This is a genomic window from Chitinophaga sp. MM2321 (assembly GCF_964033635.1).
Classification (GTDB): Bacteria; Bacteroidota; Bacteroidia; order Chitinophagales; family Chitinophagaceae; genus Chitinophaga.
Window position 1 is genome coordinate 940,707 of the sequence record NZ_OZ035533.1, and the last position, 12,824, is coordinate 953,530.

The window sequence follows — 12,824 nt, forward strand, 5'->3', positions numbered from 1 at the left end:
AAAAACAACAAGTTTTTAAATTAAATAGTACGGATTAAGACGGATAAACGGAAACCTTTTCTTGTAAGATGCTTTATCACACACAAAAAGACAGGGATTATCCTGCCTTGGTTACTGTTGGAATGCTTGTTTTTACGACCGGAATTCAATAAATTTGAAACATGAACCGGATTAAAGATTTCGTGGAATGGAAAGCGTTCGGTGTATGTGCTGCTATTGGAGATAAACTCGGAGTAGCCACTTCCCGCATACGCCTCTTTTTCATTTATGCCACTTTTCTTACGATGGGATCACCCGTAATCGTTTATATGATTCTCGCTTTCTGGGTAAATATGAAGAATTATATTCAGAACGCCAGGCGAAACCCTCTACGTTACCTCTAAGGTATTTTATAAGAAGATAGACCAGGATTAAACAGAAAATAAGGATTTACAGGATGGGTGCAGAAGAACAATGCGAATATCTTCGCTCACATCTCCAGTACCCATCCTGTAAATCCTTATTTTCTGTTTAATCATGGTCTGATCCTTTGTTTTTATTCCAGGTGAAAATTAGTCATTTCCAAATAGTGATTCTGCAATTCATTCAGGGTAATATTCTCTTTCAGATCCCGTGTTTCATCGCGGTAATGCAATGCCAGCAACGGTTGATGCCCTTCTCCATAAAATCTTACAGAAAAAGGTCCTCTCACATATAAAGTTCCTTTACCATTACCCGATGCCGCTTCATCTTTGTGAAACTGCAATCCTAACAAGGTTTGTTCATTCAGGTGAATAGGAAACAGATTTTCCAGGTCATACCAGAATTCATTTACCTCTTCCGTCAGAACAAGTGCTTTCTTTTCTTCATGATCTACCTGCAGCACCTTGCCAACTTTTTCCACTCCTTCGTACTGCGTAATAACGGTATCACCTGATTTTAAATGGTGCAAACTGATCATTGTGAGTAGATTTTAGTGTTTTATGAATTTACATAAAACACCTCAAAGCAACAAGCGTTTCGCTATTAACAAGGGAAAGCGGAACTAAAAACTTTTCACCACCTTCCTGATAGCCACCAGTTTTTCCAGTAATTCTTCCAGCAGGTCAAGGCGCAGCATATTGGCGCCATCGGATTTTGCTTTGGAAGGGTCGGGATGTGTTTCTATAAACAGGCCATCAGCACCGGTAGCAATAGCTGCCTGGGCAATGGTACTGATCATTTGCGGGTTACCACCGGTTACGCCGCTGGTTTGATTGGGCTGTTGCAGGGAATGCGTACAATCCATCACCACAGGCTCTCCCAGATGTTTCATGATAGGAATATTGCGGTAATCAACCACCAGGTCCTGGTAACCGAAAGTAGTACCACGTTCGGTCAGGATGATGTGGTCATTTCCAGCACCTTTGATCTTTTCCACTGCAAATTTCATGGACTCTCCGCTGAGGAACTGCCCTTTCTTTACATTCACCACCTTGCCTGTTTCAGCAGCAGCAATCAGGATATCCGTTTGCCGGCAAAGAAAGGCTGGGATCTGTAATACATCCACATAAGCCGCCGCCATAGCCGCTTCCGCAGCAGAGTGGATGTCCGAGGTTACCGGTACATTAAAGGCTTTACCTACATTTTGTAACAGTTCCAGTCCTTCTACATCCCCAATACCAGTAAAGGAATGCACACTGGTACGGTTAGCCTTGCGATACGATGCTTTAAAAATATAAGGAATCGCCAGTCTTTTGCAGATAGCAGATACTTTTTCCGCTACCGTCGTCAGTATTTCTTCTTCTTCAATCACACAGGGTCCTGCAATCAGAAAGAAATTGTCCGGATTATATTGCTCTTTGAACAATGATTTGAGATGCTTCATAATTATATAAACTATTGAGTCATTAATCGAAATGCAAAGGTACCAAGATTAAAGGATTTATAGGATTTAAAGGATGGAACGAGGATCAGGATTTTTTATTAATTATCATATATAGATATAAAAATTTATAAGAAGATATAAGAAGATATAAAAATGTATAAAAGGTATAAAAGACATAGAAAGATATAAATAACACAAAATTTCACAAATAACACCCATCTTATAAATCCGTTCATCCTTAAATCCTGGTCTTGTCATACTTTTGTAATCCTCAAACCTCTTACCTCCTTCCTTGTTACTTTTATTGTTACAGCATTGTCATGCGGGAAGGTGGGGTGTGCGGAAATACCGGTGAACCCGTTAATATTACGCTCCAATTCAAATAGTATAGTTTGTATGAAGAAAGATAAGATCCTGGTAATAGGTGCCTGCGGACAAATTGGCGTAGAGCTGACGCTGGCTTTGAGAAAAATGTATGGAGATGCCGGCGTACTGGCATCAGATCTTCGGGAGGAACATGATCTGTTGAAAGGAACCGGTCCTTATGTATCGCTGGATGTAATGAATAAAGAAATGCTGCATGTACTGGTCATCAGGCATAATATTACCCAGATCTACCTGCTGGCGGCGATTCTGTCTGCCACCGGCGAAAAAAATCCTTTACTGGCCTGGCATATCAATATGCAAAGCCTGTTGAACGTACTGGATATTGCAAAAGAAGAAAATCTTGATAAAATATACTGGCCCAGCTCTATTGCAGTTTTTGGCCCTAATTCGCCGCTACAGGATACACCGCAGCATACCATTATTGAGCCTACCACTATTTATGGGATCAGCAAATTTGCCGGTGAACGCTGGTGCGAATATTATAATAACCGCTATGGCGTAGATGTAAGAAGCCTGCGTTATCCCGGACTGATCAGCTATAAATCGGCGCCAGGCGGCGGTACTACCGACTATGCCATTGAAATTTTCCACGAAGCAAAGGAAAACCAACATTATACGAGCTTCCTGGCAGAAAACACCTATCTGCCCATGATGTATATGCCGGATGCTATCCGCGCCACCATTGAACTGATGGAAGCCGATGCTTCGAAAATTTCTGTGCGTTCCGCCTATAACCTCTCTGCTATGAGCTTCTCCCCAAAAGAAATTGCGGCAGAAATCAAACAACATATGCCTGCGTTCACGATCAGCTATGAGCCGGATTACCGCCAGCAAATAGCCGACGGATGGCCGGACAGCATGGACGACAGCCTCGCACGGACCGACTGGGGATGGAAACCCGAGTATGACCTGGTGAAGATGACGGAAGATATGATGAAGAATATATAGTGTACACTACACCTTATAAATAAAACGCGACGACCTGCAGGCAGGTCGTCGCGTTTTATTTATAAGGTGTAATTTTTAGTCAATAAATCCAACAGCTACTGTCGTGTTATTAAATTCATCGATCAGGATGAAGGCGCCATTGGCGGGGTTTTCATGATAAGAATCCGCGAAAACAGGCTGTGCTGTTTTAATGCTGATCTTACCTATATCATTCAGGCTCATTTCGTTTTTATCGGCTGTTTGCAGGTGGTTGGTCACATCTGTTACAAACTGGATCTGCTGCACTTTGGCCTTTACCCGGTTGATACCATGCTGTAACAGGTACGTTTTGCCGGTAGTCAGTTTCTGCTGATCCATCCAGCAGATGTAAGCAGCTATTTCTTTCCGTTGCTCCGGCAGTTCGTTGGTTTTAACCAACATGTTACCGCGGCTGCTATCTATTTCATCTTCCAGTGTGATGATCACGCTTTCACGTGCATTCGCCACCGTTAGTTGCGATTCAAATTGTTCAATCGTTTTGATCTTGCTTTTCTGACCTGATGGCAGGGAAATCACTTCATCACCTACCGTAAAATGACCACTGGCCACTTTCCCGGCAAAGCCGCGGAAGTCGTGGTGCTCGGTGGTTCTGGGTCTGATTACGCTTTGTATCGGAAAGCGTGCAGGATGATTTCTGTCTTCATGATCAAAAGTAATCCGCTCCAGGTATTCCAGCAGGGTATCGCCTTTATACCAGTTTATAGCGCCGGTGCGTGACGCCACATTTTCACCATATAAGGATGAAATGGGGATGAATTTTATTTCCTGTCCTTTGAAAGCGGCGTTGTCCAGCAGTTGCTGAAAGTCTTCCATGATCTGGTTGAAACGGGCTTCGCTGTATTCTACCAGGTCCATTTTATTTACGCATACCAGCAGATAGGGGATGCGAAGCAGGTTGGCGATGAAGAAGTGACGGTGTGTTTGTTCCACAATGCCTCTTCTGGCGTCAATCAGGATCAGGGATACCTGCGCATTGGAAGCGCCGGTAACCATGTTACGGGTATATTCAATATGGCCGGGCGTATCGGCAATGATATATTTGCGGGTAGGGGTGGAGAAGTAGATGTGGGCCACATCTATGGTGATGCCCTGCTCACGTTCTGCAACCAGTCCGTCTGTCAGCAGTGACAGATCGGTGAAGTCGAGCCCCTTGCGCTTGCTGGCGGCATGGAGTGCTTCCATTTTATCCTGGGGGATAGAGTTGGTATCGTAGAGTAAACGGCCTATTAATGTGCTTTTACCATCGTCCACACTACCGGAAGTGGCTATACGTAAAACCTCCATATTATTTTTAGCTTTTAGCTTTTGGTGGTGAGCTGTGAGCTGTTGACCAAAAAAGTTAGTTCGAATGTGTTAATATTTGCTTTGCGGGCAGTACTAAAAGTATCCTGCCTGCTTTCTCTTTTCCATGGCGGCTTCTGACCGTTTATCATCGATACGTGCGCCACGTTCGGAGATCTTTGCTTCCATAATTTCGGCAATGATATCTTCCAGTTTATCGGCTTCAGAAAGCACGGCTGCTGTACAGGTCATATCACCTACAGTACGGAAACGTACTGTCTGGCGGTAAGGCACTTCTTCAGCGGTGGTATTGAGAAAGGGAGAGTAAGGCCAGTAAAGACCGTCACGCTCAATGATTTCTCTTTCGTGTGCGAAATAAATAGATGGAATCTCCAGTTTTTCCCGACGGATATAATTCCATACATCCAGTTCTGTCCAGTTGGAGATAGGGAATACCCGCACGTTTTCGCCTATGTTAATTTTCCCGTTGAGCAGGTCAAACAGTTCAGGGCGTTGCATTTTGGCGTTCCATTGGCCAAATTCATCGCGTACGGAAAATATTCTTTCCTTGGCACGTGCCTTTTCTTCATCGCGGCGCGCGCCACCGATGCAGGCATCAAATTTACCTTCTTCAATAGCATCCAGCAGGGTTACTGTTTGCAGGGCGTTACGGCTGGCGTATTTCCCTGTTTCTTCCTGTACTTTGCCCTGGTTGATGCTGTCCTGTACGTTTCTTACGATAATATCCAGACCGAGTGAGCTTACCAGCTGGTCGCGGAATGAAATGGTTTCCGGAAAGTTATGGCCGGTATCCACGTGTAGTAAGGAGAAAGGGATCTTACCGGGATAAAAAGCTTTTTGTGCAAGTCTGACAAGGGTAATAGAATCTTTACCACCGGAAAACAGGAGTACCGGTTTCTCAAACTGGGCAGCTGTTTCCCGAAGAATATATATTGCTTCATCTTCCAGTGCCTGCGGAAATTCCCAATTTATTGTATTAGTCATAGACCAGAAATAGTTTAATGATTAGAAGTGATTATTATCCGTGCAGGCCGCATTCTTTCTGCGACTGTTCCCACCACCACCGGCCGGCGCGCGGATGCTCTCCCGGTTCGATGGCTCGTGTACAGGGTGCACAGCCAATGCTCACGAAGCCTTTGTCGTGCAGTTTGTTATAAGGCACGTTGTGTTTGGCCAGATAATCGAGCACTTCATCATAGCCCCAATGGATAAGCGGATTATATTTATAGAGACGCCGTTGCTCGTCCCATTCCAACGCCTGCATGTCGTGGCGGTTGTCGGATTGTTCAGCACGCAGCCCGGTGATCCAGACTTTCACGCCTTCGAGCGCCCTGTTCAGCGGCACTATCTTACGGATGCCACAGCACTCTTTACGGTTTTCTACAGATTCATAAAAGCTGTTGGGCCCCTTTGCGGCCACCAGTTTCTCTACAGCAGCTGTTTCGGGAAAAAATACTTCCACAGGTTGTTTGTAGCGGGCCATGGTGAGGTCCATCAGGTCGTACGTTTCCTGGAACAGTCGGCCTGTATCCAGGGTAAAAACTCTAACGGGCAAATGATTACGCCAGATAATGTCTGCGATTACCTGGTCTTCCTGGCCAAAAGAGGTGGAAAACGCTACACCTCCCGGATATTGCTCCAGCAGATATTGTATTGCTTCCTCTACCGGCTTGTTGACCAGCGCGGTGGTAATGTCTGTCATGTAAATCTTCCTTAAAGTTGATATGCCTAAGTGCCAGGGGTAATTTTACTTACTCCATTAACAAAATTACATAAAACCTATAAAAAAGATAGACTAATAAGGTAAAAAATTATTCCTTTTATGCCAATAGGGCTATGGTGGCGGAAATGATTTTTATTTAACCCGGTCGGTATTAGTGAAAATGATAATTTCATGCCGGTATTTCATCCGTAGCGGGTCAAATCAGCCAGCGCGGCATTCCGTAAAACACAATATGCCCCCGGAGGGGCATCAATCAGTATATCCGGGTTTGACCGGGTTTAATAGTAGAGAAAACCCGTAATCTATGTAGGCTAATTACGGGTTAAAATGTCTTTCAGTGTTTTGGTTTCCAATAATTTCAGGGTAGCATCCCTTACTTTGCTCATTACCTCATTGAGGCCGCAGATAGCTTCATCACGGCAGTTTTCGCAACGCTCGTAATAGTTCAGGCTCACACAGGGGAGCAGCGCAATAGGCCCATCCAGCAAACGAATGATCTTTGCGAGCGCAATTTCCTTCGGGGGTTTCATGAGATAATAGCCACCACCTTTTCCTTTTTTACTACCGAGAATACCTGCATTTTTCAATTCCAGCAAGATGTTTTCGAGGAATTTAATAGAGATATTCTTTTCTTGTGCAATCTCAGAAATCAGGATGGGACCCTTATCCACATTTTCCGCCAGGTGAATCAATGCGTGAAAAGCATACTGTGTTTTTTTTGATAACATACTCACTTGTTTGCATCCCTCCCGGATGTATATTGGTGCTGGTGAACATTTTTGACTGAGCAAATATAAGCTGTTCCTGCGTCTTTTGGATACATGGCTGTAAATGCAGGTTTGTTAAACCGGGCCTCCTTTCCGGGTGCCCGGGGAACTCCTTTTTCAGTGATTTGGTAATTTAAAGGTTTAGTACGTCTTTCATCGTAAATACACCCGCCTTGCCTTTCAGCCATTCCGCCGCTGTTACGGCTCCTGCGGCAAATCCTTCGCGGGAATGCGCCGTATGGGTAATGCTGATATCATCGATACCGGAAGTATAAGTGACGCTATGTGTGCCTGGCGCCGGATCTATGCGTTTGGAAATAATGGATAATACATCCGGTTGCCCGCTTTCTTCATTTACCCAACCTGTTTTACGGGTAACCGTTGCCAGCAGCTGTTCTGCCAGTGTGAGCGCCGTTCCGCTGGGGGCATCTTTCTTTTGTGTATGATGAATTTCTTCCATCGATACATCATATTGTGGCTGTGTGGCCATCAGGGCCGCCAGCTTCTTATTTACTTCAAAAAAGATATTCACACCTATGCTGAAATTGGTAGCATGCAAAAAGGCATGATGTTTTTCTTCGCACAGGGCTTTGATTTCCGGCAGTTTATCCAGCCAGCCTGTGGTACCGCATACTACGGGCACATTGGCTTCAAAGCATTTCAGTACGTTATGATAGGCTGTTTCAGGTGTTGTAAACTCAATCGCTACATCTGCCTGACCCAGGAGTTCCCTGGTGAGCAGGTGCTGGCTGTTGACATCCACCCGGAGTACTATTTCATGACCTTTAGCCGTGGCAATGGCGTCTATAGCCTTTCCCATTTTACCATATCCGATAAGCGCAATTTTCATAACCCTTACTTGTTATATTTTATGTTGATGGAGATTTAATTTAGCGACCGGCGTAAAAGGAACTGTTGCTCCTGCTCTTTTTACCACCGAGTAAAATATTAACACCAATGCCCAGGGTGCGGTTGTTGATCAATGTAGGCGAAATCCGGATACTGAGGTCATCAGACATATCAAAGGTACGCAGATGTGCGAATACAGTGGCGTCCGCGATGTTCAGCCCATAAGCCAGTACAAAGAAAAGTACGGAATAATCCAGGTTCTGACGGTAATAGTCCCTGTAAACTTTCAGTGATTCCGGATTCTGGATCGTTTTCTCAAACTCGTCGTGCGTATCAGGATTTCCGTCTACCCGCAACCGGTAGGCATCCCGGTAGGTTTTGTACTCACTCATGTTAAAAACAAAGAAGTAGGTACAGGTACCTAATGCGGCGTATACCAAAGGCATCTTCCAGTATTCCCGGTTATAAGCCTGTCCGAGGCCCGGAAGTACAGCCGAATAAAGGGCCGCCTTGCGCGGACTGTGTGGTGGCGGGGCGTCCAGGGCAATACGACTGCTGTCTGCTGCCTTTTGTGCCTTTTTGCCAACGGTATCAGTGCCGGGGGCAGGTATTGGCCGGATCAGCGTATCCATTGTTTTGGCAATGGGCCGTAAGGTATCCTGTGCCTGCACCATAGCAGGGATCAGTATTACCAGCAATACCAGGAAAGAGTTATGAAATAAATGAAAAATATTTCCAGCCTTGTTAGCCACCGTATATATCTATTTTTTCGAGAATACTATCCAGTTCTTCATCTGAATAGAATTCAATCACAATATTGCCCTTGCCATTCTTACCCCTGTCCAGCTTCACTTTGGTAGCGAAGTGAGAGGCCAGGTTATCCTGAATTTTCTGATATGCCGGTGGCAGTTTGAGTTTAGCCGCTTTCTGATGATTGCCTTTATCTGCCTGATTGATCCGGCGGGCCAGTTCTTCGGTTTGTCTTACTGACAAGCCGTTCTGCAATATTTCATTATAGAGGAAAAGCTGGTTTTCCACATTTTCAACACCAGTCAGTACACGGGCATGACCCATACTGAGTTGTCCGTTGCGCACTGCCACCTGGATATCAGGGGGGAGTTTCAGCAAACGGATATAGTTGGTGACGGTACTTCTTTCTTTGCCCATGCGTTCGGCTACCTGCTCCTGTGTGAGGGTGCATTCGTCCATTAAACGCTTGTAACTGAGTCCAACCTCAATGGCGTTGAGGTTTTCCCGTTGCAGGTTTTCCAGCAACGCCAATTCCAGCAGTTCCTGGTCATTTACCTGGCGGATATAAGCCGGGATATCTTTCAGCCCGGCCATTTTACTGGCGCGCAAGCGTCTTTCACCGGCAACAAGCTGGTATTTTTTGTTGCTGATTTTTGCAATGGTGATGGGCTGGATCACATCATGCAGCCGGATAGACTGGCTCAGCTCCTGTAATGAAACCTCATCAAAGTCACGACGCGGCTGTTTCGGATTGGTTACAATCTGATCCAGCGGGATGCGTTCAATACCAATAGCAGCAGGTACTACCTTGTCGCCCAGGGCGCCGGCAGTTTGCTTCAGATCAGTGTCTATGTTTTGCAGCAGCGAGCGGATGCCTTTACCCAACGCCTCTTTCTTACTTGGATTGGTCATCGTTGATAGCTAAGATTTTGTCTTTGGATTTAATTTGGGTGTAATTATGTTTTTGCAGAATTTCTTTTGCCAGGTTCAGGTAGTTGATAGCTCCTGTGCTGGCCGCATCGTACATAATGACAGATTTACCGAAGCTCGGCGCCTCTCCCAGTTTCGTATTCCGGTGTATGATCGTGTTAAATACGCTTTCCTCGAAATGCTGTTTTACTTCATCCACAACCTGGTTGCTCAGGCGTAGACGGCCATCATACATGGTCATTAAGATGCCTTCAATTTCCAGTTCTATATTCAGTCTGCTCTGCACAATTTTGATGGTATTGAGCAATTTACCCAATCCTTCCAATGCAAAAAACTCACACTGCACCGGGATAATAACAGAGTTGGATGCCACCAGGGCATTTACCGTGATCAGTCCAAGTGAAGGAGAGCAGTCTACTATAACAAAATCGTAATCATCTTTCACGGAATCCACTACCTGCTTCATCACCCTTTCCCTGCTGGGATGGTTGATCAGTTCCAGTTCTGCACCTACCAGGTCGATATGGGAGGGCAGCACTTTCAGATAAGGGGTATCAGATTCCAGTATCACGTCTTTGGCCTGAACATCGTTTACCATACAGTCATAGAGGCTCTGCTGCACATTGCGCAGGTCATAACCCAGTCCTGTGGTACTGTTTGCCTGTGGGTCGGCGTCTACAAGGAGTGTTTTAAATTCCAGCACAGCCAGGCTGCTTGCCAGGTTTATTGCACTTGTAGTTTTTCCTACGCCACCTTTCTGATTGGCGATTGCGATTACTCTAGCCATTGTGTAATTTAAAATTCAAAAGGGTTATTTATAGGATAAAGGATTGAACAGCCATGATCACCTCTTCCTCAAACCTCAATAGTACTTCCGATTTCAGGTAGCATCAGTTCCAGACCGGCCTCATCAAATTGCCGCATAGCTTCTTGCTTGTCTATCTTAACGTACCCGAACGTATCGTAGTGTACGCCAATTATTTTTTCACATTCTATCAATTCTGCCGCCGCTATTGCATCTTCAATACCCATGGTGAAATTATCACCAATAGGCAACACGGCAAAATCCAGTGTTGCAATAGCCGGTACCAGCTCCATATCAAAAGTAAGTGCGGTATCGCCGCTATAGTAGAAGTTACCCTCTTCTGTCACAAATACAAATCCCATCGGGTTACCCCCGTAACTGCCATCCTGGAAACTGCTGGAATGTTGCGCTACAACACATTTTACGGTGCCAAAGTCAAACTTCCATTTGCCGCCGGTATTCATGGGGTGTAATTTCTCAAGCCCCTGTTTACCAGCCCATACCACAATTTCATAATTCGAAACTACGGTAGCATTCGTCCTTTTCGCCAGGTCTACCAGATCTGCCGTATGATCATCATGGGCATGGGAAACAAAAATATAATCCGCCGTTATGGCATTGATATCCACCCCTTTGGCCAGCTCATTAGGGGTAATAAAAGGATCAAAAAGAATCTTTTTACCCTTGATTTCTACTGCAAAACAGGAATGCCCGTAATTTGTGTACTTCATGGTCCAAACTTCTTTGCTGATATTAATTCCTCTTTATAATTAAATGTAGCCCGAATCGGACAAAAATACAACGATTAGATAGAAATCGGTCGCTGTAGTATATTTATTTATTCACAAACTATTCCGGCCGGGGGAAAACAGACCGGAAATGAGCTTCAGTATGGCATGATAAGAATACCAAAGGAATATTTTCTGCAATCGCGGGAAATACTACAATTTATCTGTTTTTTGATCGTCTGCATCACAGGCACTATCGGGTTTTAACATTTTCTACCCGATAAGATGTGTTAAATTGCTGTTTCATTTTATATCTATATTAAATTTTAGTAATGCGACCCGGATTAAATTCCATCTTTCTGATCATTTTTCTGCTCTTACTGGACATTTATGTTTTTCAGGCGGTCAGGGCTATGGTGTACATGTCTCTACCCAGGGTAAGGAATATAACCTATATTATTTACTGGACAATTTCTATATCATGCCTGGTTATACTCATCCTGTTGCCATTTATCAACTGGCATAACTGGCCTGCTCCGCTTAAATCCTATATGATGGCCATTTTCATTGGCCTGGTACTGGCAAAACTGCTGGCAGCCGTATTTCTGCTGGTAGATGATCTGCGCAGGGGAGTATTGTGGATCATCCGCCAATTTGCTCCGGCAGCCACCAATATGCCGGAAGGGGTAGTGAGCGGACTTTCCCGCTCCCAGTTCCTCAACAGGCTGGGACTCATTGCCGGCGGTAGCCTCTTCGCTACACTGGTATATGGCTTTTCCAATAAATACAACTACCGCGTACATAAGCTGAAAATAGCCTTTAAAAACCTGCCGGCTTCGTTCAAGGGCCTGCGTGTTTTGCAGATCTCCGATATCCACTCCGGCAGCTTCGCCAACCGGGAGGCCGTGCAGAAAGGGGTAGACCTCATCAATGCACAAAAGGCAGACCTGGTGTTGTTTACCGGCGATCTGGTCAATGACCGGGCCGATGAAATGGCGCAATGGATGGAGATGTTTAGCCAGATAAAAGCACCGATGGGCGTGTATTCAACACTCGGCAACCACGACTATGGCGACTATTACCCCTGGCCGGATAAAACACCCAATGGTTACAGTGCCCTCCGGGAAGAAAACCTGGAAAAACTGAAAGGTGTTCACAAAGACCTGGGCTGGAAGCTGATGATGAATGAAAACGTGATCCTCGAAAAAGGAGGTGAACAGATTGCTTTGCTGGGTGTGGAAAACTGGAGTGCCATCAAACGCTTCCCGCGCTATGGTGACCTGAAACGCGCCTACGAAGGCACCAGTCATATACCCTTTAAAATATTGCTGTCGCACGACCCTACCCACTGGGATGCGCAGATCCGCACAGAATATCCTGATATCGCACTCACGCTGGCCGGGCATACCCACGGCATGCAGTTCGGTATTGAAATCCCCGGGCTGAAATGGAGCCCTGCCCAATACTTTTATAAAGAATGGGCCGGGTTGTACAAAGAAGGCGAACAAAGACTGTATGTCAACAGGGGCTTTGGTTTTCTCGGATACCCAGGCAGAGTGGGCGTATTGCCGGAAATTACCGTCATAGACCTTGTATAATTTACGGATTTTTTGATTTACGAATTTAGGGATTTGAAATGCAGCGGAGATAATCAATTAGATCTCCGCTGCATTTCAAATCCCTAAATTCGTAAATCAAAAAATCCGTAAATATTTAATTATTCTATCTTGCATCTAGTATATCTGTATGA

14 protein-coding genes are annotated in these 12,824 nt (G+C 45.1%); 3 read left to right on the forward strand and 11 right to left on the reverse strand.

From position 1 onward, the window contains the following. The first annotated feature begins 161 nt into the window (after window positions 1-161). On the forward strand, window positions 162-383 hold the full coding sequence (locus ABQ275_RS03535) for a PspC domain-containing protein (protein WP_349316890.1): 222 nt from the start codon (window positions 162-164) through the stop codon (window positions 381-383). A 152-nt stretch (window positions 384-535) separates the two neighbouring features. Here ABQ275_RS03535 and ABQ275_RS03540 read toward each other — a convergent pair whose 3' ends face one another. Next, window positions 536-940, reverse strand: a complete 405-nt coding sequence (locus ABQ275_RS03540) for a hypothetical protein (protein WP_349316891.1) — start codon at window positions 938-940, stop codon at window positions 536-538. A gap of 84 nt (window positions 941-1,024) precedes the next feature. Further along, window positions 1,025-1,846, reverse strand: a complete 822-nt coding sequence (kdsA, locus tag ABQ275_RS03545) for a 3-deoxy-8-phosphooctulonate synthase (protein ID WP_349316892.1) — start codon at window positions 1,844-1,846, stop codon at window positions 1,025-1,027. 396 nt (window positions 1,847-2,242) lie between these two features. Between kdsA and ABQ275_RS03550 the strand changes: the two genes are divergently transcribed. Then, window positions 2,243-3,181: an NAD-dependent epimerase/dehydratase family protein gene (locus ABQ275_RS03550; RefSeq protein WP_349316893.1), complete on the forward strand. Its 939-nt coding sequence runs from the start codon at window positions 2,243-2,245 to the stop codon at window positions 3,179-3,181. A 75-nt stretch (window positions 3,182-3,256) separates the two neighbouring features. Here ABQ275_RS03550 and ABQ275_RS03555 read toward each other — a convergent pair whose 3' ends face one another. From ABQ275_RS03555 to ABQ275_RS03595, 9 genes are all read right to left on the reverse strand, one after another. Then, window positions 3,257-4,504 carry a GTP-binding protein gene (locus tag ABQ275_RS03555; protein ID WP_349316894.1) on the reverse strand — a complete coding sequence of 416 codons (1,248 nt, stop codon included), beginning with the start codon at window positions 4,502-4,504 and terminating at the stop codon, window positions 3,257-3,259. Window positions 4,505-4,597: 93 nt separating this feature from the next. Further along, window positions 4,598-5,506 carry a sulfate adenylyltransferase subunit CysD gene (gene cysD / locus ABQ275_RS03560; protein ID WP_349316895.1) on the reverse strand — a complete coding sequence of 303 codons (909 nt, stop codon included), beginning with the start codon at window positions 5,504-5,506 and terminating at the stop codon, window positions 4,598-4,600. 34 nt (window positions 5,507-5,540) lie between these two features. Then, on the reverse strand, window positions 5,541-6,224 hold the full coding sequence (locus ABQ275_RS03565) for a phosphoadenylyl-sulfate reductase (protein WP_349316896.1): 684 nt from the start codon (window positions 6,222-6,224) through the stop codon (window positions 5,541-5,543). Window positions 6,225-6,556: 332 nt separating this feature from the next. Beyond that, on the reverse strand, window positions 6,557-6,973 hold the full coding sequence (locus ABQ275_RS03570; protein ID WP_349316897.1) for an Rrf2 family transcriptional regulator: 417 nt from the start codon (window positions 6,971-6,973) through the stop codon (window positions 6,557-6,559). A 172-nt stretch (window positions 6,974-7,145) separates the two neighbouring features. Next, a complete protein-coding gene (dapB, locus tag ABQ275_RS03575) occupies window positions 7,146-7,862 on the reverse strand; it encodes a 4-hydroxy-tetrahydrodipicolinate reductase (protein ID WP_349316898.1) in 717 nt (238 codons plus the stop codon). Between the two features lie 40 nt (window positions 7,863-7,902). Further along, on the reverse strand, window positions 7,903-8,613 hold the full coding sequence (locus ABQ275_RS03580; RefSeq protein ID WP_349316899.1) for a DUF5683 domain-containing protein: 711 nt from the start codon (window positions 8,611-8,613) through the stop codon (window positions 7,903-7,905). After that, window positions 8,606-9,523 carry a ParB/RepB/Spo0J family partition protein gene (locus tag ABQ275_RS03585; RefSeq protein WP_349316900.1) on the reverse strand — a complete coding sequence of 306 codons (918 nt, stop codon included), beginning with the start codon at window positions 9,521-9,523 and terminating at the stop codon, window positions 8,606-8,608. Before ABQ275_RS03585 ends, ABQ275_RS03580 begins: the two co-directional genes overlap by 8 nt. Beyond that, on the reverse strand, window positions 9,507-10,328 hold the full coding sequence (locus ABQ275_RS03590; RefSeq protein WP_349316901.1) for an AAA family ATPase: 822 nt from the start codon (window positions 10,326-10,328) through the stop codon (window positions 9,507-9,509). The genes ABQ275_RS03585 and ABQ275_RS03590 overlap by 17 nt, the downstream gene beginning before the upstream one ends. Before the next feature lie 68 nt (window positions 10,329-10,396). Beyond that, window positions 10,397-11,077, reverse strand: a complete 681-nt coding sequence (locus tag ABQ275_RS03595) for a metal-dependent hydrolase (RefSeq protein ID WP_349316902.1) — start codon at window positions 11,075-11,077, stop codon at window positions 10,397-10,399. 329 nt (window positions 11,078-11,406) lie between these two features. On the opposite strand from ABQ275_RS03595, the gene ABQ275_RS03600 reads away from it, so the two are divergent. Continuing rightward, window positions 11,407-12,672 (forward strand): metallophosphoesterase, encoded by a 1,266-nt coding sequence (locus tag ABQ275_RS03600; RefSeq protein ID WP_349316903.1) that lies wholly within the window; start codon window positions 11,407-11,409, stop codon window positions 12,670-12,672. Window positions 12,673-12,824: the final 152 nt, after the last annotated feature.